Origin of the sequence: Fibrobacter sp. UWOV1 (assembly GCF_900142495.1) — a bacterium.
Taxonomy (GTDB): Bacteria; Fibrobacterota; Fibrobacteria; order Fibrobacterales; family Fibrobacteraceae; genus Fibrobacter.
On sequence record NZ_FRBA01000001.1, the window covers coordinates 58,344 to 80,629 of the forward strand.

Annotated in this window: 16 protein-coding genes; 11 read left to right on the forward strand and 5 right to left on the reverse strand. The window is 52.0% G+C overall.

Features of this window, described 5'->3' with window-relative positions:
- Positions 1-48 precede the first annotated feature (48 nt).
- Positions 49-1,497, forward strand: a complete 1,449-nt coding sequence (gene argH / locus BUC02_RS00320) for an argininosuccinate lyase (RefSeq protein WP_083564319.1) — start codon at positions 49-51, stop codon at positions 1,495-1,497.
- A gap of 95 nt (positions 1,498-1,592) precedes the next feature.
- Here argH and BUC02_RS00325 read toward each other — a convergent pair whose 3' ends face one another.
- Entirely contained in the window at positions 1,593-2,576 is a 984-nt protein-coding gene (locus tag BUC02_RS00325; RefSeq protein ID WP_073317118.1) for an FISUMP domain-containing protein, read from the reverse strand.
- A gap of 218 nt (positions 2,577-2,794) precedes the next feature.
- Positions 2,795-4,207, reverse strand: coding sequence for a glycine--tRNA ligase (locus BUC02_RS00330; RefSeq protein ID WP_073317121.1), 1,413 nt, complete (start codon positions 4,205-4,207; stop codon positions 2,795-2,797).
- Between the two features lie 219 nt (positions 4,208-4,426).
- On the opposite strand from BUC02_RS00330, the gene BUC02_RS00335 reads away from it, so the two are divergent.
- The gene (locus BUC02_RS00335; RefSeq protein ID WP_083564320.1) at positions 4,427-5,404 is read left to right on the forward strand and encodes a peptidoglycan DD-metalloendopeptidase family protein; all 978 of its coding nucleotides are present in this window, start codon (positions 4,427-4,429) and stop codon (positions 5,402-5,404) included.
- An 18-nt stretch (positions 5,405-5,422) separates the two neighbouring features.
- Positions 5,423-6,349 (forward strand): tRNA-dihydrouridine synthase family protein, encoded by a 927-nt coding sequence (locus tag BUC02_RS00340; RefSeq protein WP_073317124.1) that lies wholly within the window; start codon positions 5,423-5,425, stop codon positions 6,347-6,349.
- 25 nt (positions 6,350-6,374) lie between these two features.
- Here BUC02_RS00340 and BUC02_RS00345 read toward each other — a convergent pair whose 3' ends face one another.
- Positions 6,375-7,568 carry a cation:proton antiporter gene (locus BUC02_RS00345; RefSeq protein ID WP_073317127.1) on the reverse strand — a complete coding sequence of 398 codons (1,194 nt, stop codon included), beginning with the start codon at positions 7,566-7,568 and terminating at the stop codon, positions 6,375-6,377.
- Between the two features lies 1 nt (position 7,569).
- Between BUC02_RS00345 and BUC02_RS00350 the strand changes: the two genes are divergently transcribed.
- Positions 7,570-8,457 carry a type II secretion system protein gene (locus BUC02_RS00350; RefSeq protein WP_175549768.1) on the forward strand — a complete coding sequence of 296 codons (888 nt, stop codon included), beginning with the start codon at positions 7,570-7,572 and terminating at the stop codon, positions 8,455-8,457.
- A 3-nt stretch (positions 8,458-8,460) separates the two neighbouring features.
- On the opposite strand, the gene thiH is transcribed toward BUC02_RS00350, so the two are convergent.
- Positions 8,461-9,720: a 2-iminoacetate synthase ThiH gene (gene thiH / locus BUC02_RS00355; protein ID WP_073318821.1), complete on the reverse strand. Its 1,260-nt coding sequence runs from the start codon at positions 9,718-9,720 to the stop codon at positions 8,461-8,463.
- Positions 9,721-10,020: 300 nt separating this feature from the next.
- Between thiH and rpsO the strand changes: the two genes are divergently transcribed.
- The 5 genes from rpsO (at position 10,021) to BUC02_RS00380 (ending at position 17,499) form a co-directional block, all read left to right on the forward strand.
- A complete protein-coding gene (gene rpsO, locus BUC02_RS00360; RefSeq protein ID WP_072978575.1) occupies positions 10,021-10,293 on the forward strand; it encodes a 30S ribosomal protein S15 in 273 nt (90 codons plus the stop codon).
- 57 nt (positions 10,294-10,350) lie between these two features.
- A complete protein-coding gene (gene pnp, locus BUC02_RS00365) occupies positions 10,351-12,570 on the forward strand; it encodes a polyribonucleotide nucleotidyltransferase (protein ID WP_371340933.1) in 2,220 nt (739 codons plus the stop codon).
- A 168-nt stretch (positions 12,571-12,738) separates the two neighbouring features.
- On the forward strand, positions 12,739-14,439 hold the full coding sequence (locus BUC02_RS00370) for an HD domain-containing phosphohydrolase (protein ID WP_073317133.1): 1,701 nt from the start codon (positions 12,739-12,741) through the stop codon (positions 14,437-14,439).
- A gap of 28 nt (positions 14,440-14,467) precedes the next feature.
- Positions 14,468-16,207, forward strand: a complete 1,740-nt coding sequence (gene ispG / locus BUC02_RS00375) for a (E)-4-hydroxy-3-methylbut-2-enyl-diphosphate synthase (RefSeq protein ID WP_073317136.1) — start codon at positions 14,468-14,470, stop codon at positions 16,205-16,207.
- 125 nt (positions 16,208-16,332) lie between these two features.
- A complete protein-coding gene (locus BUC02_RS00380; RefSeq protein ID WP_073317139.1) occupies positions 16,333-17,499 on the forward strand; it encodes a phosphoglycerate dehydrogenase in 1,167 nt (388 codons plus the stop codon).
- Positions 17,500-17,585: 86 nt separating this feature from the next.
- On the opposite strand, the gene BUC02_RS00385 is transcribed toward BUC02_RS00380, so the two are convergent.
- Entirely contained in the window at positions 17,586-19,361 is a 1,776-nt protein-coding gene (locus tag BUC02_RS00385; RefSeq protein ID WP_073317142.1) for an AMP-dependent synthetase/ligase, read from the reverse strand.
- Positions 19,362-19,496: 135 nt separating this feature from the next.
- Between BUC02_RS00385 and sstT the strand changes: the two genes are divergently transcribed.
- Together sstT and BUC02_RS00395 are read left to right on the forward strand one after the other, a co-directional pair.
- On the forward strand, positions 19,497-20,738 hold the full coding sequence (gene sstT / locus BUC02_RS00390; RefSeq protein WP_073317145.1) for a serine/threonine transporter SstT: 1,242 nt from the start codon (positions 19,497-19,499) through the stop codon (positions 20,736-20,738).
- Positions 20,739-20,890: 152 nt separating this feature from the next.
- Complete coding sequence (locus BUC02_RS00395; protein ID WP_249269018.1) at positions 20,891-22,222, forward strand: GGDEF domain-containing protein; 1,332 nt, start codon at positions 20,891-20,893, stop codon at positions 22,220-22,222.
- Positions 22,223-22,286: the final 64 nt, after the last annotated feature.

The window sequence follows — 22,286 nt, forward strand, 5'->3', positions numbered from 1 at the left end:
TTAGAAAATTTTATATTTGCACGCGCAAAAAAACAAAAGGATTTGCAAATGGCACAAAACAAGAGCAACGTGAAAACGAATTCCGGCAAAACATCTTCTGCCAAGAAAGGCACCCAGACCAACATGTGGACCGGCCGCTTCGCTAGCGGCATGGCCCAGAGCATGGTGGACCTGAGCTTCAGCCTGCAATTCGACGCCGAACTCATCGAAGAAGACATCGAAGGCAGCATTGGCCACGGCAAGGGCCTGGTGGAATCCGGCGTGCTCAGCAAGGCCGACTACAAGAAAATTTGCGACGGACTCGCCAGCATCCTCAAGGATTACAAGGCCGGCAAGAACCTTTGGCAAGAATCGGATGAAGACATCCATATGGCCGTAGAACGCGTGCTCACCGAACGCATCGGTGCCCTCGGCAAGAAGATTCACACGGGCCGTAGCCGTAACGACCAGGTCTGCACGGACTTCAAGCTCTACATGCGTCACCGCGCCACCGAAATCCGCGCCCTCGAAGTTTCTTTGATGGAAACGGTGCTCGACCTCGCCAAGAAATACTTCGGCAAGATGATGCCGGGCTACACCCACTTGCAGCAGGCTCAGCCGATTTACTTCAGCCATTACCTGATGAGCATGTTCTTTGCCGTGAGCCGCGACGTGAAGCGCCTCGACAACTTCCTGGAACTGCACAGCGAACTTCCGCTGGGTAGCGGCGCCATGGCCGGTTCTGCATTCCCGTACCACCGCGCCCTCGTCGCAAAGGAACTCGGATTCAACGGTGTTAGCCCGAACAGCATCGACGCCGTAAGCCATCGCGACATGATGCTTGAATTCGAAGCAGACCTCGCCATTATCGCAAACACCATGAGCCGCTACGCTGAAGACTTCGTGAACTGGAGCACCAGCGAATTCGGCTACCTCACCCTGCACGACGCCTTCTCTAGCGGTTCCTCGATGATGCCGCAGAAGAAGAATCCGGATTCCATGGAACTTATCCGCGGAAAGTCCGGCCGCATGCTCGGTAACTTCAGCGCCCTCTACACGTTGGTGAAGGGGGCGCCGCTCAGCTACAGCCGCGACCTGCAAGAAGATAAAGAACCGGTTTTCGACTCCGTCCATAACGTGAAGGTGATTCTCCGCGTGATGAAGGAAGCCTTGGAAAGCGCTCGTTTCAATTTCGACAAGATGCACGCGAAGATGCTGCCGGCGCTGCTGGCTACCGACCTCGCCGATCTTCTCGTCGAATCCGGCGTGCCGTTCCGCGATGCCCACCACGTGGTCGGTAGCCTGGTCGGCGAAGCCGCCCGCCAGGGCCTCGAATTCACGGACCTCTCCGACGAGGCCTGGGCAAGCGCCGGCGTTCCGAACGTGAAGCAGATGAAGAAGACACTCACCTTCGAATACAGCGTGTCCCGCCGTAACATCGAAGGCGGCACGGGTCCCAAATCCGTGAAGCAGCAGTTCAGCAAGGCCGAAGCGATTCTGAAGAAGTTCAAGAAGTAAAAAAAATCTCCGACAAAATCGGAGACTTTAACAAATTTTAAAAAGGAACCCCAATGGGTTCCTTTTCATATTCATGAATCAAAAAAATTCACACATTATTTCATAATGCAGCGCGCATATACTTCGGCATCCTTTCCTAGGTGTGCAACATACGCTTTTTTCTCATTAACATCATAGCAAAATGCTTCTAGATAATCAGATTTTTCATCGGACAGCAAGAAGAAGCATGTCCTAGCCGATGAATAGACAAGTTTCGACCCGTCAAAATTCTTTTCGTATATTCCACCACCCATCAGGAAGGAGAACCCGTACGCATCTATAGCGTTCAAGGAATCTCGCGACTCCGCGAACAAAGGAACATTGACATAGCTCGTTTCACTAGGAAGTTCTCCGCACACATCCTTGGTGAACGCTCTTTCCCTTACCATTCCCACAGAGAAAAGCAGCTGACTGACATCATTCGAGGAGGGCAAACGATACTCCCCAGAACAAGCTTCCTTTGCCTTGTCGTAAGGCATCAGCGTTCCGAACAACTTGCAATTTTCCTCATCGTCATTCAGGCAACGCCCCTTTCCTCTTGCGTTTTCCGAGAGCCAAACCTGCGATCCAATTTTAACGCCCTGGTACCGTTCTTCGCCAATAGTCGCCAAGCATTTATTAACCGAGGAAGGCGCCACTGTGGCTGCAAGTGTGTCGGAATCAAAACCAACGCCATAATCCCCGCTCACATTGATATATTTTCCATCTTCATCGCGTTGTAGCCACGTTCCACGTTCTCCAAAGCAGCAAATGGTATCCTTATATGGGAATTCATTATAAAAGCACACGGTATCCGATGATTGCCATGCAACTGTATCAAGAGGCATCCAGGATTCAGAAGACACATCGTTCAATGAATCTTGCGATTTATTTTCACATGCCGGTAATGCAGTATCAACCACAGTACCAGCACCGTGCGTTTTTGAAATATCGGTATCAACCAATCCAGACTCGGAAGCAGCGTTATCTGCATTCGACGAATCATCGCATGCAAGAATCAAAACAGCCAATATGGCGAGACCCATGATTTTTTTATTCATTATCGCACCTCATTGTAAAACCAAGAACCACATTATCACTATGTGAATTGGCATATACTTTTTTCATTTTAATAAATATAATTTCGAAAGCATCTTTTAAAACGTAAAAAAAAGGGAACCCGTTTCCGGGCCCTTTTTAGTGTGAAGTGTGTAGTGTGTGGTGTGTAATTAATCATTACACACTTCACATTTCACACTTCACATCGCGGCGCAGCCGCTTAGCAGCCGAGCTTTGCGGACAGGTAAGCCTCGAGTTCGTCGATCTTCACCAATTCCTGCTTCATGGAGTCGCGTTCGCGAACAGTCACGTAGCCCAGCTTGGCCGGATCGGATTCACCCTCGCCCACGGTGTCGAAGTCGACGGTCACGCAGAACGGCGTGCCGAGTTCATCCTGACGGCGGTAGCGCTTACCGATGGACTGCGTTTCGTCGTATTCCACGTTCCAGCGGTTCAGGAGCTTCTGGTAGAGTTCTTCGGCCTTGGCCTTCACCTGGCCCTTCTTCACCAGCGGGAGCACGGCAACCTTCACCGGAGCAATCTTCGGGTCGAAGTGGAGCACGGTACGTTCGTCGTTTTCGAGCTTTTCCACGTCGTAGGCGTCGCAGAGGAGCACGAGGAGCAAACGTTCCACACCGAGGGACGGTTCCACCACGTACGGGATGTAGCGCTTGTTCTGCACCGGGTCAATGTATTCCTGCTTGACCTTGGATTCGTTCTGGTGCTGCGTCAGGTCGTAGTTCGTACGAGAAGCGATACCCCAGAGTTCGCCCCAACCGAACGGGAATTCGTATTCGACGTCGGTGGTACCGTTGGAGTAGTGAGAAAGTTCTTCCTTGGCATGTTCGCGAAGGCGGAGCTTTTCCTTGTTCACGCCGAGGTCGTTCACGAGCCAGTCGAAGCAGTACTTGCGCCAGAAGTTGTACCAGTCAAGTTCGGTGCCCGGTTCGCAGAAGAATTCAAGTTCCATCTGTTCGAATTCGCGGGTACGGAAGATGAAGTTACCCGGAGTGATTTCGTTACGGAAGGACTTACCGATCTGGCCCACACCGAACGGAATGCGCGGGCGGACGTTATCGACAATGTTCTTGAAGTCAACGAAGATACCCTGAGCGGTTTCCGGACGGAGGTACACCTTGTTGCCTTCGCCTTCAATCACGCCGATTTCGGTCTGGAACATCAGGTTGAATGCGCGGGGCTTGGTCCAGTCGGTCTTGCCGCAGGTCGGGCATTCAATCTTGTTGTCCATCATCATCTGGTGGACTTCGTCAAAGTTCTTGCCGGCGCAGCAGCCTTCGCCGAGCTTGTCTTCCAAGAGTTGGTCAGCACGGAAACGTTCGTGGCAAGCGAGGCAGTCGACCAGCGGGTCAGAGAAGTTGCCCACGTGGCCAGAGGCCTTCCAAACGCGGGGGTTCAAGAGAATAGAGCTGTCGAGACCGAGCACATCCTGGCGGCTGGTCACGAACTTCTTCCACCAGAGGTTCTTGATGTTGCGCTTCAGTTCCACGCCATACGGACCGTAGTCCCAAGTATTGGCGAGGCCGTCATAAATTTCGGAGCCGGGGAAAATGAAACCGCGGCGCTTGCAGAGGGAGATGATGTCCTTGAGGGCATCCTGAACTTTCTTTGCCATTATATAATCCTTTATCGGCAGGCGCTTTGGCGTGCCGGACTAGGAACCTACCTGGATGATAGGCCCTGACGGCGGCAAAGATAGAAAATTTTACAACATCAACAGGCCATAAATTGTCAAAAAGCGCAATGTACGTATACTAGTGTTTACACTGCGGTCGGTGCAAGGAAAATAAAAGTTTCAGATTCTATAGAATTATACTATATTGCAAAAACACTTATGAGACTGTTTGGCTCCCTACTGCTGTTTGCTTTACTTTTTTCTGCCTGTGCCGTAGATAAGAATGTCGCCCAAAAGGCGCTCGAAAACGATCCGGCCCCCCAAGAAAACCAGATTGCGCAACCCGAAACGGAAAGCGAATTTACAGGCAACGATATCATTGACGAAGCCGACGCTGGCAATTCCGAAATCGCCGCCAACGATGTCACCGCCGCCGACTCTGGCATAGAAGAGGCCGACGGCGAAGATTCCGACGGCGAATCCGAAATGAGCCAGGAAGAAGCGGACGCCGAACTCGCCGCCGACATGGCCGAAGGCGATTCCGCATCGCTCGAGACGCTCCCCAAGTTGACGCTTGACATGACCACCGCCTTTGTGCCCACGGCAAGCCGCCGCATTTCGGCACCTTATGGCATTCGTACGTACCGCATGCACCGCGGTGTCGACATGGGACTCTGCCACGGCGAAGACCGCACCATCGTGGCCGCCTTTACTGGTGTTGTCACCAAGGTCCGCAACCAAGGCCGCCGCAAAGGCTACGGCAAGTACGTGATTCTAGACCACGGCAACGGGCTCACCACGCTCTACGCCCATCTTGCCAGCTGGAAAGTGAACGTCGGCGACACCCTACAAGCCGGCGATACGATCGGCGTAGGCGGTAACACAGGCCGTTCCTTCGGTGCACACCTGCACTTCGAAATGAAGTACCACGGCAACTACATCGATCCGTCCTCTATCTTTAACTTCGAAGAAGGCACGTTCCAGAGCACCCTCATTACGCTTGAACCGCAGCAGTTGCTGGCCGTCGAAGATGAATACCAGAAGGAACTTTCCAAGCACCGCTACTACAAGGTGCGCCGTGGTGACTGTCTCGGAAAAATCGCTCGCAAGTACGGAATTTCTGTAACGCGACTCAAGCAGTTGAACGGCATCAAGGGCAACACCATTCGCCCGGGTCAGGTGCTTCGCTGCTCGTAAAAAGCATCGTTCGCAACCATGCTCCCTATTCACTTTGCCCCGCTCCAAGGGTTTACCGAATCGGCTTACCGACTAGCCCACAGCAAGTTTGCCCCTGGAATCCATACCTATTACACACCGTTTCTTAGGTTAGAAAAAGGCGAAGTCCGCACCAAGGACCTCCGCGATTTGCAGGCCGAGCACCCTTACCACCTAGTACCCCAGATTATCGTACGCGATGTCGAGGAATTCAACACCTTGACCAAGGCCGTCACGGAACTTGGCTTCAAGGAAATCGATATCAACATGGGCTGCCCCTACCCTATGCAGACCAAGTCGGGCCGCGGTTCCGGAATTCTCCCCCACCCCGAAAAAGTCCGCGAAATTCTCGACGCCATAAACAAATTAAGCCCATCGAGCCAAGCAGCCTGCGAAAGCCCCAAGTTCAGCATCAAGATGCGTCTCGGGCTCAATTCCCCGGATGAATGCCTGCAGTTGCTACCGCTTTTAAATGATGCGCCCCTCGCCCACATTACCCTGCACCCGCGGGTCGGAATCCAGCAGTATAAGGGCGCGCTAGATTTCGAGACTTTCGACAAATTCTACAGCGAATGCAAGCATCCGCTGATTTTTAACGGCGACATCACCGACCTAGAACAAATGAAATTCATCGAAAGCCGCTACCCGAAGATTGCCGGAATCATGATCGGCAGGGGCCTCCTCGCAAACCCGGTTCTCGCCGCCCAGTACGCCGGACTCCCCTGCGGCACCGCAATAGAAACCTTGCTCAAAATCCACGCCGACGTCGCGGCCGACTACGCCCGCCGCTTGCAAGGCAACGCCCAAATTCTGGATAAAATCCGCCCCTTCTGGACGTATGCGGAACTTCCGAAAAAGACCCGCAAGAAAATCGAGAAATCCAGGACCTTCGAAGAATACCTCGAAGCCGTCAACGAGCTCGCCTAGCCAGTTTCACCTAGCCAATTTTCGCTTAGCCATTCTCTACCGGATCCACCGGCACCAGCCGCCTATAGGTTTTATCTATAAAGATGGCTCCGAGCGGGGCCGTCACCATAATCGCCACCGCCGCAAGCGTGAGCACGTTGTTGCCGCAAGCCAAACCAAAGCTCAAAGGCACGCCACCGATGGCCGCCTGCACCGTCGCCTTCGGCACGTAGGCCAGCATGCAGAACAGGCGTTCCTTGTAATTCAACGGAGTGCGCCACATACAAATGGCCACGCCCGCCATTCTAAAGAACATGGCCCCGAGCACCACGAAAATCGCGCCGATTCCCGCCGTAAACGCATAAGCCACATCCAAAGTGCTACCCACCAGCACAAACAAGATAATTTCGGCCGCGACCCAGAACTTGGTGAACTTGCCGCTAATGCGTTTGGCAAGTTCCGGATGCTTGCCGTAAATGCAGGCCGCAATGGCGACCACCGCAATCATGCCGCTGAACGGCACCACATCGCTAATATCATGTTCCAGTTCGTTCAGCAAGAAGGCGAAACTCAAGATAATCAGCACCTTCACCGTATCGCGCATGTGCTTATGCTTAAAGAACCACACCAGGGCATACCCGCAGGCCACCCCCACCGCGGCCCCGAGGGTTATGGACACCGGCACCGAAAGAAAACTCGTCGCCGAAACGGATTCCCCCTTCAAAAGCGCCAGGAACGCCGCAAAAGTCACCAGCACATAAACATCGTCCAAGGAAGCTCCCGCCAGAAGCATCTGGGGGATCCCCCGTTTGACGCCGCGATTCTCTTCACGCATCTTGAGCATGCGAGGCACCACCACCGCAGGCGAAACCGCCGCAATCGTAGAACCCATCAGGGCCGCCTCCCAATAAGTCACCCCCATCAGTGGCGGCGCAAGCAAAATGACACCCACAATTTCAATCGAAGCGGGCACAAAGCACATTAGCAGGGCGGCGCGGCCAATCCGCTTGAATTCCCGCATATCAAGGGTCAATCCCGCACGCGTCAGGATAATCACCAGCGCTAGCTGCCTCAAGTCAGCCGAAATATCCAAAAAGGCAGGCCGAAGCAAGTTCAGCGCATGGGGACCGAGAATAATCCCCGTCAGAATCATCCCGAGAATGCTGGGGAGCTTCAGCTTGACGAAAATCGAGCCTAAAAGTAACCCTAACAAGAAAATAAGAGCGAGAGAAGTCAACATAATGCAAAAATTTAGTGCCAAAAATAGAAAAACAGCTATATTTTGGCATATGAAGGGAAAATTCCATCTGAAACATGGTTTTACCATGATTGAAATCATGGTGGTCATTGTGGTACTAGGGGTAATCGCCGGAATTGGCGCACCTAAGCTTTTGGGGTACACCGAACGAGTCAAAGAAAAAGCAGATATGATGAAATTGTACTATCTGCGCGATGCCTTGAACAGGGCCCTAATAGAAAGTGAGGTCGCCTTGTACCAAAGCGACTTTGTCACTAAAGGCGACAAAGCGAACGACAATCTCAAAAAATTAAAAGACAAACTTGCAAGTGAAAGCGGCTTAGACTTGTTCGTTATAGAGATGCATCCGAACAGGGAACAAAATATTCAGCATAACCATCCTAGTATTAATAGTGGCTCGGAAATGAGCAAAATTATTGGAAGCACCGGAGTGTGGTACGATGCTTTGAGAGATGCCGGATTTGAAGGAGTTGCAGATATTGTCGCATTAAGAAATGGTACCGTCAAAGGCAGTTTGAATAAAGATGGCGAAACATACCGCGCATATTCCTATACCGATGATAATGGGCAAACTCAATACCGAACCACCCCCAAAAATCCCATATTCATGAGCAAACTGTTGAATAGAGGAAAGAACGACGACTTGAAGAATATAACAAGTCAAGGTTCTAATAAAACCAATTATCGTCTAACATTGAATTTTCAGTGGACAGGCGGAGATGAAAGCAGCCATTCTGTAGAAGTCGCACTTCTTCCTGCCGGCGCCAAAATGCGCAAAAAATCAAATAAAAAAGGCGGCGCCATCATGTCAGATAACGGAGTCTGCTTCTCGACCTATGGCGACATAGGTTGCGCAGAATACCGGTACTAACCGTTATACATACAAGTAATCATTCAATACTGGCTGCAGGCCTTCGCCCGAGATGTCGCTGTACATGGCGTTAAAACTGCGTCCGTCGTTGATTTCGAACTGCTCGTCGCCGCCTTCCCCGTCATCGTGACCGCTGTACTTGCTCTCGTGGTCGCCGATGCCCGTAGAAACGCCGGCGGAAACTTTCGTCGCACAGATTTTCACGATGCCGTTGCGGAATTCCTTGCTTTCGCGGCTCGAGACCGTAATGCCCACGTACGGCAAGAAGATGCGGTAAGCGCAAAGCACCTGGCAGAGTTCTTTTTCGTGAACATCCAGCGGGTCAATCTTGTCATTATTGATAATCGGGCGCAGTCTCGGGCAACTCAAGCTCATCTCAGCATGCGGATACTTCTTTTGTAAGTAATACACATGGAGCGCCGAAGCAAGCGCATCGCGGCGGAAGTCCGAAAGGCCGAGGAGTGCGGAGAATGCCACCCCGCGCATGCCCGCCATCAGGGCCCGTTCCTGGGAGTCGAAGCGGTACGGGAATACGCGCTTGTGGCCCATCAGGTGAAGTTGTTCAAAACGCACCTTGTCGTAAGTTTCCTGGAAAACCGTCACGTAGTCCACGCCGCATCCGTGCAGGTAGCGGTATTCGTCCACGTTGACCGGGTAGACTTCGATGCCCACCATGCGGAAATACTTGCGGGCCAGCTTGCAGGCTTCGCCGATGTATTCCACGCTGCTTTTGGCGCGGCTTTCGCCCGTGAGAATCAAGATTTCTTCCATGCCGCTGTCAGCAATCACCTTCATCTCGTGCTCGATCTGCTCCATGGTGAGCTGCATGCGCTTGATGTGGTTGTAGCAGTTGAACCCGCAATAGACGCAGTAGTTTTCGCAGTAGTTCGCGATGTAGAGCGGCGTGAAGAAGTAGACATTGTTGCCGAAATGCTTGCTGGTCTCGATTTTTGCCTTCGCGGCCATCTGTTCCAGATACGGAGCGGCCGCCGGAGAAAGAAGCGCCTTAAAATCTTCGAGCGTGCAGCGTTCGTGTTCCAGCGCGCGCTTCACGTCCTTGCCTGTGTATTTAGAATAATCGAAATTTTCGGACTCGGAGAGCACCTTGTCGGCAATGTCCGACTGGATGACTTCCATGCCGGGCAGATAATCCATTATATTAGTACGGGAACTCGGATCGTTTTCAAGGCGGTGCTTCTTGGCAAGCGCCCCTTCCGAGAGATTCCCGGAATCAAACAGGTAATTATTGTCTTTTCTTTCCACGGCCCCCAAATATAGAAAAGAAGCCCAAATCTTGCTAGAAGTCGCTTTTCATCTATTTTTTGCCTTTTTCACCACGTTTTCCTCTTTTTTCGCCTTTTTCGCGATACTTTCACCTCCGAATTCCGAACTCCGAATTCCGAATTTTCTATATATACCCTCAAATTGCATTTTTGCCTGGGTCCTGTGACCAGATTCGCCAATTCCACTGGTGCAAGAGCAGGGAAACTCGGACAAAAACATGTAATGAAAAAGGTCACCACGGTGGTGACCGCAAAAAACAACAAAAAAGGAATGGCTATAATGGCTACTATCACTAAAGAAAAGGCTGCAGAAATCACCGCTAAGTTCGGAGCAAACGAAAAGGACACCGGTAACGTCCGCGTTCAGATCGCTCTCCTCACCGAGAAGATCAAGAACCTCACCGAACATGCTAAGACCCACAAGAAGGACTTCCACTCCCTGCGCGGTCTGTCCATGATGGTTTCTAAGCGCAAGAACCTCCTCAAGTACTACGGCGAAAAGGACATTATCGCCCAGCGTGCCTTGATCAAGGAACTCGGTCTGCGCGGCTAATTCTTCAGACTGGAGAAATTTATGTCTATTGACGCATACCATCAAAAATACGGCAAGATGCTCGACCCGAAGGAAGTGTCTGTTACGCTCCCTGACGGCCGTGTGATCACGTTTGAAACAGGCCGTATCGCCAAGCAGGCTCGCGGTGCTGCAGTCGCCAAGATGGGCGATGCATTCGTGCTTTCCACTGTCTGCTACGGCGAAGAAAAAGAAGGCGACTTCTTCCCCCTCACTGTGGAATACCGCGAAAAGGCTTACGCCGCTGGTCGCCTCCCGGGCGGCTACAGCAAGCGCGAAGCCGGTCGTCCCTCTGACGAAGAAACGCTTTCTGCACGTATTATTGACCGCCCGATTCGCCCCATGTTCCCCGAGAACTTCACGCGCGAAGTCCAGGTGATCGTGCAGGTTCTTTCTGCTGACCGCAAGTTCGCACCCGATGTGCTCGGCGTGTCTGCAGCATCCCTTTCTATCGGTCTTTCTGAACTGCCCTTCGAACAGCAGGTTGCCGCCGTACGCGTGGCCGTGGTCGATGGTCAGAACATCGTGATGCCCACCTACGAACAGATGGCCTGCGCCGATCTGGACCTGGTGGTCGCCGGTACCGAAGATTCCGTCTGCATGGTGGAAGGCGGTGCCTACGAAGTGTCCGAAGACACGATGATCAACGCAATTCTCGCCGGTCACGAAGCCATCAAGCTCATGTGCAAGGCCCAACAGGAACTGGTGGACCGCTGCGCTAAGCCCAAGATGGAACTGAAGCCGCAGCACGTTGGCGAAGCCCACGAAAAGCTTCTCGCCACAGTGAAGGAAGTCGTGTGGGACGAACTGAACAAGGACGTCCACTCCAACATGGTGAAGACCGACTTCTATCCGGCTATGGCAGACCTCTGCGCGAAGATGCTCGAAGACGAACGCATTCTCGCCATCATCGGCAAGGACGAAGAACAGGATCCTGCTCTCGTTGCAGACGCCAAGGCAATCTTCAGCGACTACGAACGCACTGCCATGCGCGAAATGATCTTGAACGAAGACGTGCGCCTCGACGGCCGTACTACGACCGAAGTCCGCCCGATCGAAATCGAACTCGGCGTTCTCCCGAGCGCTCACGGTTCTGCGATCTTCCAGCGTGGCGAAACCCAGGGTCTTGTGGTCTGCACGCTCGGCTCCAAGGCCGACGAACAGCGCTACGAAAGCCTGCAGGGCGAAGGCTCCAAGAGCTACATGCTGCATTACAACTTCCCGCCGTACTGCGTGGGTGAATGCAAGCGCCTCGGCATGAGCCGCCGCGAAATCGGTCACGGCCACCTCGCCGAACGCTCTCTCGCTGCAGTTCTTCCGCTGCCGGAAGACTTCCCGTACACCATCCGCGTGGTTTCCGAAATTCAGGAATCCAACGGTTCTTCTTCCATGGCCTCTGTTTGCGGTGGCTGCCTCAGCTTGATGGACGCTGGCGTTCCTATCAAGGCTCCGGTCGCAGGTGTCGCCATGGGCCTCATCTCCGAAAAGGGTTCTGTGAAGGAAGGCGGCAAGATTAAGATCTTGACCGACATCACCGGTACGGAAGACCACCTCGGCGATATGGACTTCAAGGTGACGGGTACTGCCGAAGGTATCACTGCCTTCCAGATGGATATCAAGATCCGCGGCATTACTCCGGAACTCATGCGCGAAGCCCTGGAACAGGCACGCCAAGGCCGTCTGCACATCCTCGGCAAGATGGCTGAACTCGGCCTCGCCGCTCCGCGCCCGCACGTCTCCGAGAAGGCTCCGACCATGATCAAGATGCGCATCCCCACCAACAAGATTCGCGACGTCATCGGTTCCGGTGGCTCCGTGATCAAGGGCATGCAGTCTCAGACGGGTTGCACGATCAACATCGACGACGATGGCAACATCGACATTGCCGCTCCCAGTGGCAAGGCCGCAGCAGTCTGCCGCCGCATGATCGAGGAACTCACTGCCGAACCCGAACCGGGCCGCAAGTACAAGGGCAAGGTCAAGACGATTCAGCCGTTTGGCGCGTTCGTCGAAATCTTGCCTGGTCGCGACGGTCTTGTGCACATCTCCGAACTTGCCGACCACCGCGTCGATAAGGTCGAAGACGTCGTTCACGTCGGTGACGAAGTCGAAGTGCTCTGCCTCGGTGTTGACCCGAAGGGCAAGGTGAAGCTTTCTATGAAGGCTTTGCTCCCTCCGAAGCCCGTTGCCGAAGCACCGGCCGCTGAAGTTCCTGTTGCAGAAGCTCCGGCTGCACCCGAAGCACCGGCTGAAGCCTAATTCAGAACAAATTCTGTAATACAGATTATTGCAGTCGTCAATCAAAAGATTGGCGGCTGTATCTTTTACACGCTTTTTTGACGGATTTTTTTAGACAACCACCCGTGCGAGTAAATTTTAATTTATATTTAATTCGGGTTGTTTTGCACTAAAATTGATGGGAATTGTATGGTCATTATTTTTTTGACTTTTTTAACTGTTGTCGCGGCAATCAACTTTTGTCTGCAATATCGTGTCAACCCGAAACAGACCGGTCCGTATCCGCTGCTTTTTTTCTGCTCCTTTGTCGCCTGCTTAGGTCACCTTCTGCTCGCCTTTTCGACCAATGTAGACGAAGCCATTCTTTCGAACAAAATGATCTATCTCGGGTCGATGTTCCTGCCTATCCTTACCTTCAAGGCATGCCTTTCTATTTGCAAGATTAAATTCCCAGCATGGAGCTACGACATACTCCTGTTGATTGTCTTTGTCATCTTGGCTCTTTCGATGACAGTCGGATTCAACGGATTCTATTACAAGACCATCACCTATGTTCAGACAAACGGCGTCGGAAACTTTGTCGCCGAATACGCAATCGGACACGACATCTTCAATTATGTGATGGTCGGCTTTGTCATTATCAACGTAAGCCTCATTATTTACGCCTTTGTCAAGAAGAAAAGCGTTTCCTTCAAGAGCCTGGTGGCACTGTCTTCGATCGAGGCGGTATCCATTCTTTCGTTCTTTATTTCGCGCGTGATTGGATCCGACACTTTGGTCATGCCCGCAGTGTACGTGTTCGACCAGTTTGCCATCTTGTACATTTGCTTTAGGGTCCAACGTTACGATGTGGAACAGATTATTTCGCAAGTGCTGGAAACCCAGAACGCCGACAGCTATGTTCTCATATCTTCGAACAATAGCTTCCTCGGTTGTAACGCAGTTGCTTATGAAACCTTCCCGGCCCTAAAAAATTGTCGTATTGACCACTCCACCCCCGACAATTCCGAACTGAACCATTTGCTGATTGCCTGGAACAAGGAACTGAAACAGGGCGACGTGACAATCGAAAAGAAATTCGAACAAGACGGCAAATACTACAAGATTTTGCTTAGACAACTTCCTCTTTCGGGCAGTGAAAAAATCAACATGTTCCGAATCGAAGACGAAACCAGCATGCACAATTACATCAACATGTTGGGTACGAACAACGTTCGCCTTGAACTGATGCTCAAGGAAAACGACACGCAGATTCGTTCAATTCAGGAACAGATGGTCGTGGGTATGGCCCACATGGTTGAAAGCCGCGACAGTAACACTGGTAGCCATATCAAGCGAACAAGCCGCGTGGTGCAAATTCTGGTCGAATACCTGCGCAAGGACCCTACGCTTGGCCAATCCGAATTTTTCTACGACAGCCTGGTGTCGGCAGCTCCGATGCATGATATCGGAAAAATCGCTATCGATGACCGCATTCTAAGAAAGCCCGGCCGCTTTACGCCGCAGGAATACGAAGAAATGAAGGAACACCCCGAAAAGGGCGCCATGATTGTCGAAAACCTGCTCACGTCTGTGGAATCTCCGGACTTCGTGAGAATCGCAAAGAACGTCGCCCGCTACCACCACGAACGTTTCGATGGATTCGGTTACCCCAAGAAACTCAAAGGGAACGAAATTCCGTTCGAAGCCCGCATCATGGCCATTGCCGACGTATACGACGCACTGGTTTCCAAGCGTTGCTACAAGGCCGAAATGTCGTTCAACGAAGCCTACGATATTATTATCGAAGGCATGGGTACGCAGTTTGACCCGGCTCTAAAGGACTGCTTTATCGCCTGCCGCAAAAAACTTGAAGATTATTATCAAAGCTTGAGCGAAGACGAAGCCTAAACGGCAAAAAAATGCTATCTTTGGGCGCATGACGAAGTTTAGCGAATTCCCCTATATAGCCGACCGCTTTAATGCAGTCCGCAGGGAAACTGTACAAGTCCGCGTTGGCGGCGCACTTATCGGGGGCAATGCCCCCATTTTAGTTCAGTCCATGACCACCACCAAGCCGAAAGACGTGGAGAAAACGGTGGCGGAAACTTTAGCGCTCGCCAAGGTAGGGTGTGGACTGGTTCGCATTACCGCTCCGACATTTGCAGATGCAGCCGCTCTTGAAGAAGTGATGAAGCAGGTGCGTGCCGCCGGCTGCACCGTTCCGGTATCTGCCGATATCCACTTCCAGCCGAAGGCCGCTTTCGAAGCCCTCAAGTGGGTCGAGAAGGTCCGCATCAATCCGGGTAACTTTGTAGACACTGGCATTTTGACACTCGACCAGCAGACGGACAAGTCGTTCGACGAAGGCAAGGAAAAGGTCGCAGAAGCCTTTACGCCGTTCGTGCAAGAGGCCAAGCGCCTGGGACGCGCCATCCGCATCGGCGTAAACCACGGTTCGCTTGCAGCCCGCATGATTTACCGCTACGGCGACACGGTGGAAGGCATGGTGGAAAGCGCCATGGAATACCTGGCCGTGTGCGAAGCCGAACATTTCGACCAGGTTGTTTTGAGCCTCAAGAGCAGCAACCCGCGCGTGGCGATTGCCGCCTACCGCATGCTCGCCGCCCGTATCAAGCAGGAAGGCTTCAAGCCGTACCCGTTCCATGTGGGCGTGACGGAAGCGGGCGCGGGTGCCGACGGACGACTCAAGTCGGCCGCGGGCATCGGCGCACTCCTGCTCGACGGTCTTGCAGACACCATCCGCGTATCGCTCACCGAAGATCCAGTGGCCGAAGTCCCTGTGGCACAGGAACTTATCAAGGCCTGCGCGTTGCCAGCTGCACCGACCGCCTACAACGTGCCGGTGCTTGAAAAAGACCCGTACCACTACGAACGCCGCGCGACTTCTGTCGTGAAGGTTGCAGGCGTGGATATTGGCGGAGGTAGTCCGGTGAAGGTCGGCGTGAAGGCCGACGCGATTGCTCTTACCGGCGAACGCCGCAACGCGGAATTTGCCCTGCCGAGCCTGGATGCCGCCCCCGTGGTGCAGTTCAAGGACGCGATAGATATCGCGGGGTTCGCCGCGAATCCGGCGAGCGTGCCCGCAGGTTCCGTGTTCTGCTACACCGGAGCCGAGATGGTTTCTGGCGTGCGCGCCCTTGCCGCTGCTCTCGAAGCTGCGGGTCGCCAAGACCCCATTCTGCTTTACGCCAAAATCGGTGACACCGAAAAAGAAACCCTCCGCGTGTCTGCCGATATCGGAAGCCTGGTGACCGACGGTCTTGGCGATGCCGTCGTGATTGACGGCTACAAGGGCGCGAAGGATTGCGTGCTCCTGGCGTTCGACATCCTGCAAGCCGCCTACTGCCGCCGCAGCAAGACGAACTTCATCAGCTGCCCGAGCTGCGGCCGCACCCTCTACGATATTCAGCAGGTCATGGGCAAGATTAAGGCCCGCTTCGGACACCTCTCCGACATTTCGATTGGCATCATGGGCTGCATCGTGAACGGCCCGGGCGAAATGGCCGACGCCGACTTCGGCTACGTGGGCGGTGGCCCCGGCCGCATTACGCTGTTCGAAGGCAAGACGGCGGTCAAGAAGAACATCCCCGAAGAAGACGCCATCGAGGAACTCGTGAATTTGATCAAGGAAAGAGGCAGGTGGCAGGAACCTTGATTTAGTAGACGGTAGACAGTAGGAAGTAGACAGAATAAATTTGGCGGCGAAGCCGCGATTATTCAACTTCCTACTTCTAACTTCCTACTTCCAACTAAGTTTTAACTTAAACAAAGGACAATACAATGGCAACTATTAAGACGATGAACAACATTTCCAAGAAAGGCTTGAGCCTGTTTGGCTCGTTCTACCAGGTTTCTGACTCTGTCGAAAATCCGGATGCCATCTTGGTGCGTTCCGCCCAGGTTGATACCGACAACTTTGACGGCCTGCTGGCTGTCGCCCGCGCCGGCGCCGGCGTGAACAACATCACCATCGACAAGGCTTCTGCAAAGGGTATTTGCGTGTTCAATACCCCGGGTGCAAACGCCAACGCCGTTGCCGAACTCGTGATGACCGTGCTCGGCATGGCCGTCCGTAACGTGGACAAGGCTGCCGCATGGGTCAAGAACCTCGACACCACCGACCCGGACCTTGCCAAGACTGTCGAAAGCGGAAAGAAGAAGTTCGCCGGCATGGAACTCGCTGGCAAGACTCTCGGCGTAATCGGCCTCGGCAAGATCGGCGTGCTCGTCGCTAACTATGCCCGTTGGAAGAACATGCGCGTCATCGCTTACGAACCGTATCCGAACGCCGCCAACATGCACGAACTTTCCAACAAGGTGGAAATCGCCGACCTCGACACCGTGATTGCGAAGTCTGACTTCCTCACCGTGCACGTTCCGTTCATCAAGGGCGTTACCGAGAACTTGCTCAACCGCAAGAACCTCGCTCAGTTCAAGGGTAGCTACATCATGAACTTTGCTCGCGGTGGCATTGTCGAAATGGATCCGGTCAACGAAATGCTCGCTTCGGGTTCCCTCCAGGGTTACCTCTGCGACTTCCCGACTGCAGACCTCATCAAGAACGACAAGGTGACCTGCTTCCCGCACCTCGGCGCCTCTACCGAAGAAGCCGAAGAAAACTGCGCCGTGATGGCCGTCGAAGAACTGAAGGACTACATCGAATTCGGTTGCGTCCGCAATTCCGTGAACTTCCCGGCCCTCGTCGATCACCCGCATGCCGGCGTCAAGAGCCGCGTCGTAGTCATCAACCAGGACGTTCCGAATATGATTTCCGAAATCACGAAGGTATTCGGTGCCGAAGGCGTGAACATCGCCAGCTTCTCTAACAAGAGCAACGGCAAGATCGGCTACAACCTCGTTGACGTGGAAAGCAAGGTCGATGATTCTATCATTGAAAAACTCGGCAAGCTCGACAAAGTCATCAAGGTTAGAGTCATCCATTTCTAGTGGGAAGTAGGCAGTAGACGGTAGGAAGTTTTGGTTAGGCTGCTTCGCAGCGATTATTCAACTTTCGACTTCCTACTTCTAACTTTCTACTGTTGATACATCTTCTCGATTTCTTCGGCGTACCGAGCTTCAGCGACGGTGCGCCGAATTTTTAATGTGGGCGTCAAAAGCCCAGATTCTACAGTGAGTTCGTCACCGATTAAAATCCACTTGCGAATTTGTTCCCAATGATTCAATTTGCTATTAACTCGCTCGACATGGCGGTTAATTGATTCAAAGATACGCTTGGACTTAAGCGCTTTTTCGACGCTAAAATCTTTGCCAGTGCGCTGTAAGAATCGTTTTGCATTCACCGGATTCAAAAAAAGGAGTGCCGACGCAAACTTACGATTATTTGCAATCACGAGCGCTTGTTCTACCAGAATGTGGCGGCCAAGCTCCAATTCAATCGGATTCGGGCTCACGTACTTGCCCGTACTCGTTTTTAAAAGTTCCTTGAGGCGGCCTGTCAAATACAAATAACCGTCGCGGTCAAAATAGCCTTGATCGCCAGTCTTAAAGAATCCATCTTCAGTAAAGATATCCTTGTTCAAATCGGGCCTATTGCGATACCCCTTGAACACGCTTTCACCTTTAACAAGAACCTCGCTATGTTCGCCAATTTTCACCTGCAAATGTGTCAGCGGAAGCCCGACACTCCCCGGCCGCGCCGCACCAAGTTTGTTCACACTCACCACCGGCGAACATTCCGTAAGCCCGTAACCCTCGGTCACATTAATGCCCACATTCAGCAGGAACCTGCAAATAGACTTGTTCAGGGCTCCCCCGCCCGAAATCACCATACGGAATTTACCGCCCATGGCCTCGCGCATTCTGCGATAAACAAACTTGTCGTAGAACTTCGCAAAAATTCCGTGCTTTTCAAGAGGGTTATGCCTTTTGGCATAGGCAATCGCGTGCTCGTATACAAACTTCTGGATGCCGTGGTTTTTTTCGCCCGCCACCGTCATGCTTTCGTAAAGCCGTTCCAAAATACGCGGCACCACTGTCATGACCGTCGGACGAATTTCACGAATGATTTCGGCGGTGTGCTGCGGTGAATCGGCAAAGTAAACCTTGATTCCGCACAAAGTATAAAAGTAAACCGTCATGCGTTCAAAGGCATGCGCCACTGGCAGTATGACCAATCCGCGGTCCGTTTCTCGGCTCAACCGCAAGAAATCCCGCTTGATAACCTGGATTTGCGAAAGCATGTTGCGGTGAGTCAGTTCAACGCCTTTCGGGACTCCCGTAGAGCCACTCGTGTATAGAATCGAGAACACGTCGTCCGGATTCAGGGAATGCATCTGCTGGTTAAGCCAGAGCGAAGATTCCGGCATCCTCGACAGCTTCTCGCCTTCTTTCACAAGATCTTCCCAGTAGACTCCATTCGGCGGGAGTTCGGACTTTTTATCGATGCAGATGACTGCATTGAACCGCGGCATCAAGGCGCCAATTGCTGGATTCAAGTCCGAAAGCATGTTCAGCACAAGAACCTGCACCGAAGCATCATCGCATTGGTAGTTGAAATTTTCGGCCGAAATATTCGGGAAAAGGGGCACCACCTTCGCCTGGTTCAGCTGCGCCGCCACATCGGCCATAATCCATTCGGGGCTGCTTTCAGCAACAACGCCGATACTTTTACCCGCAACAAGTCCACGTGCCCTAAAGGCAAGCGCCAGGTATTGGGTCTCTCGACGGAGGCGTCGGCCAGTAAAGTTGATCCATTTTCCATGTTTACGATGGGACCACCCTGCGAAATTTTCTCTATCGCAGTTTGCAAAAAACAGATGCGCAAGCGATGTGTATTGCAGCGGTTCCATACAAAATACCCTGTCCCTAACGCTTAAAATACATTTATTACACGGATTTTTTCTGTTATTTTTATCACAAGTCCCTTTTTTTTCTTTATATTTGTGCCATAGGGTTAATTTATCTGTTCGAATCAAAGGGATGATATGTTCAAAAAGATTCTTGATAAATACAACGGCGTTAAGCTAAACTACCGTATCTGCATTGCCATCGTAATTGGCACCCTCCTCGGAATTTTCCTCCCCGGACAAAAATGGATCGGCGAACTGGGCGTCCTGTTCGTTGGCGCCATGAAAGGCATCGCCCCGATTCTCGTGTTCGTATTGATTGTAAACTCGCTTTCTACAGGCAAGACCTCGCTTGACCGACGTTTCGGAAAGGCTTTCGCCTATTACATGGTCAGCACCGTACTCGCCTCCATTGTCGCAGTCGGCGCAAGTTTCTTGTTCCCGCAGAACCTGCAATTGGCACAAGAAGCGACCACCTCCGCCATTCTGCCCAAAGGCATCGGCGAAATTCTGAACAACTTGCTTATCCGTGCGGTTTCGAACCCCTTCGAAGCCATTACCGAGGCAAACTATATCGGTATTCTCGTGTGGGCAATCGTTTTCGGTTTTGCAATCAAGATTCACGCCAGCGATTCTACCAAGGAACTCCTGCAAGACATTACCAAGTCTGTCACGGCCATTGTCCACTGGCTCATTAACTTGGCTCCTTTCGGTATCATCGGCCTGATCCATTCTTCCATCGCCACCAATGGTATCGGAATCTTCAAGACCTATGGTTTACTGATCGCGGTCCTTGCCGGTGCCATGATCTTTACGACTTTCGTTATCGCACCGCTGATTGTGAGCTCCGCCATCAAGCAAGACCCCTATCCGCTTGTGATTTACTGCCTTAAAGAAAGCGGCATTACCGCCCTCTTTACGCGAAGCTCGGCAGCGAACATTCCCGTGAACATGGACGTATGCGAAAAGCTCAAGCTCGACCGCGAATTCTATTCCGTCTCGATTCCGCTTGGTGCCACCATCAACATGAACGGGGCCGCCATCACGATCGCCATTATGACCTTGGCTGCCGCGCACACACTAGGCATTTCAGTCAGTTTTCCGACCGCCCTGATGCTATGCATTATCGCCAGTATCGGAGCTTGCGGCGCAAGCGGTATTGCAGGCGGTTCTCTGTTCCTGATTCCCATGGCCTGTTCGTTCCTCGGCATTTCAAACGACGTCGCCATGCAGGTCGTGGCCGTAGGCTTTATCATTGGCGCAGTCCAAGATAGCCTTGAAACCGCCCTCAACTCTTCGACCGACGTCATGTACACCGCCGCAGCCGAATACAGTGGCTGGATTGCCGAAGGAAAACACCTTCCCCGTAGGTTCCGCTAAAATACAAGCCGTTTTTTACCAAAAACGTTCCAAATTGGAATATTCTCTGTTCAGAAAAAAAGTTACTTTCTCTTGTGGTAAATACAATGGCAGACAAAAAGAAACCTATACACCGAAGTTTATTTATAGGATGCGCAGCATTCATCGCATTCATGTGTATTCTGTTTTCTGCACAGGCTTATTATACCTACTCAAAGACTCTCTATTCCCGCTACGATGAAAAACTGGGTTCTATTTTAAACCACATCACAAAGCGTATCGACCTGGACGATCTGTATCAGTGCGTCATTACGGGAGAAAAGAGCGAAAAATACCACCAAGTCCAGGAAACGCTCAACAATCTCGTTGACGAGTTCAACCTGTTCTACCTATACTCCGCCTTTGTCCGCGACAAACTGATGGTGAATATCTGTTCGGCAACAAACGAAGCAGAACGCGCCCGAGGTGAACAGGATATGGAACTTCTCGAAACAAGCGACGCCTATCCTGAAGAAGAACTGAATAAATTCTCCGTTGCAATTGCAGAAGATAAAATTACATTTTTCGAAGAGACCTCCGAATGGGGCGTCGCCTATACCGGTTGCAAACCCCTGATCAATTCCACGGGAGTCCACTTCGGTCTCTTATGTGCAGATATTTCCATCGAGGCCCTCCGCAACACTCTGCACAAGTCTGTCCTCTACAGTATCCTTTTGACCCTTGGAACAGGCATTCTGTTTGCAGCAATCCTTATCTTCTGGTTGCACAAAAACGTGACTGGGCCCATCATTGCTCTCGAAAAGAGCGTCCACAAATTCGCCGAAAAAAGCCGCAGCAAAAAGAAAGATCCAAAGCACCTCGTCTTCGATGCTCCAGAAATCAATACGCGTAACGAAGTGGAATTCCTTTCTATCGCCATCACCCAAATGTCTAAGGACATGAGGAACTACGTAGAAGACATCTTGGAAGCCGAAGAAACGGCAAAATCCGCGCAAGAAGAAGCGGCCAACATGACCATACTCGCTTACAAGGATGCCTTGACCCATGTGGGTTCCAAAATCGCCTACGACGATTCGGTACGGACTCTCGAAAAGGACTTAAAAGAAAATCTCGTGAAAGAATTTGGCTTCGCCATGATCGACTTGAACAACCTGAAAGTCATCAACGACAGCTATGGCCACGCCAACGGCAACCTCTACATTGCAGGGGCATGCCATATTGTCTGCACCATCTTCAGGCATTCTCCGGTATTCCGCATAGGCGGCGACGAATTCATCGTGATTCTCAAGAACGACGACTACGAGCACCGCCACGAACTTATCGAAGTTGCTAACCAGAAATTCTTCGAAACCGAAAACGACTATTCCAGGGAACCCTGGGACCGATACTCCGTCGCCATAGGCTTGGCGGAATACAAGAGCGGCGACACAGTTGATTCCGTGAGCAAGCGCGCCGACGAAGACATGTACCTGAACAAGCAGAAAATGAAGAAAGCGAGAACTTAATTCAGATTTCAGAATTCGGAATTCAGAATTATTTCTAATTTATAAGCTCAAAATACAACTCTGA

What these genes read in the sequence shown, in the direction of transcription:
- BUC02_RS00340 (WP_073317124.1), top strand. Translation starts at nt 5,423, where the DNA reads ATGCTCCCTATTCACTTTGCCCCGCTCCAAGGGTTTACCGAATCGGCT.
- BUC02_RS00345 (WP_073317127.1), bottom strand. Translation starts at nt 7,568, where the DNA reads ATGTTGACTTCTCTCGCTCTTATTTTCTTGTTAGGGTTACTTTTAGGC.
- sstT (WP_073317145.1), top strand. Translation starts at nt 19,497, where the DNA reads ATGTTCAAAAAGATTCTTGATAAATACAACGGCGTTAAGCTAAACTAC.
- BUC02_RS00385 (WP_073317142.1), bottom strand. Translation starts at nt 19,361, where the DNA reads ATGGAACCGCTGCAATACACATCGCTTGCGCATCTGTTTTTTGCAAAC.
- rpsO (WP_072978575.1), top strand. Translation starts at nt 10,021, where the DNA reads ATGGCTACTATCACTAAAGAAAAGGCTGCAGAAATCACCGCTAAGTTC.
- BUC02_RS00325 (WP_073317118.1), bottom strand. Translation starts at nt 2,576, where the DNA reads ATGAATAAAAAAATCATGGGTCTCGCCATATTGGCTGTTTTGATTCTT.
- BUC02_RS00350 (WP_175549768.1), top strand. Translation starts at nt 7,570, where the DNA reads ATGCAAAAATTTAGTGCCAAAAATAGAAAAACAGCTATATTTTGGCAT.
- argH (WP_083564319.1), top strand. Translation starts at nt 49, where the DNA reads ATGGCACAAAACAAGAGCAACGTGAAAACGAATTCCGGCAAAACATCT.
- BUC02_RS00395 (WP_249269018.1), top strand. Translation starts at nt 20,891, where the DNA reads ATGTGTATTCTGTTTTCTGCACAGGCTTATTATACCTACTCAAAGACT.
- BUC02_RS00335 (WP_083564320.1), top strand. Translation starts at nt 4,427, where the DNA reads ATGAGACTGTTTGGCTCCCTACTGCTGTTTGCTTTACTTTTTTCTGCC.
- BUC02_RS00370 (WP_073317133.1), top strand. Translation starts at nt 12,739, where the DNA reads ATGGTCATTATTTTTTTGACTTTTTTAACTGTTGTCGCGGCAATCAAC.
- pnp (WP_371340933.1), top strand. Translation starts at nt 10,351, where the DNA reads ATGCTCGACCCGAAGGAAGTGTCTGTTACGCTCCCTGACGGCCGTGTG.
- BUC02_RS00330 (WP_073317121.1), bottom strand. Translation starts at nt 4,207, where the DNA reads ATGGCAAAGAAAGTTCAGGATGCCCTCAAGGACATCATCTCCCTCTGC.
- BUC02_RS00380 (WP_073317139.1), top strand. Translation starts at nt 16,333, where the DNA reads ATGGCAACTATTAAGACGATGAACAACATTTCCAAGAAAGGCTTGAGC.
- ispG (WP_073317136.1), top strand. Translation starts at nt 14,468, where the DNA reads ATGACGAAGTTTAGCGAATTCCCCTATATAGCCGACCGCTTTAATGCA.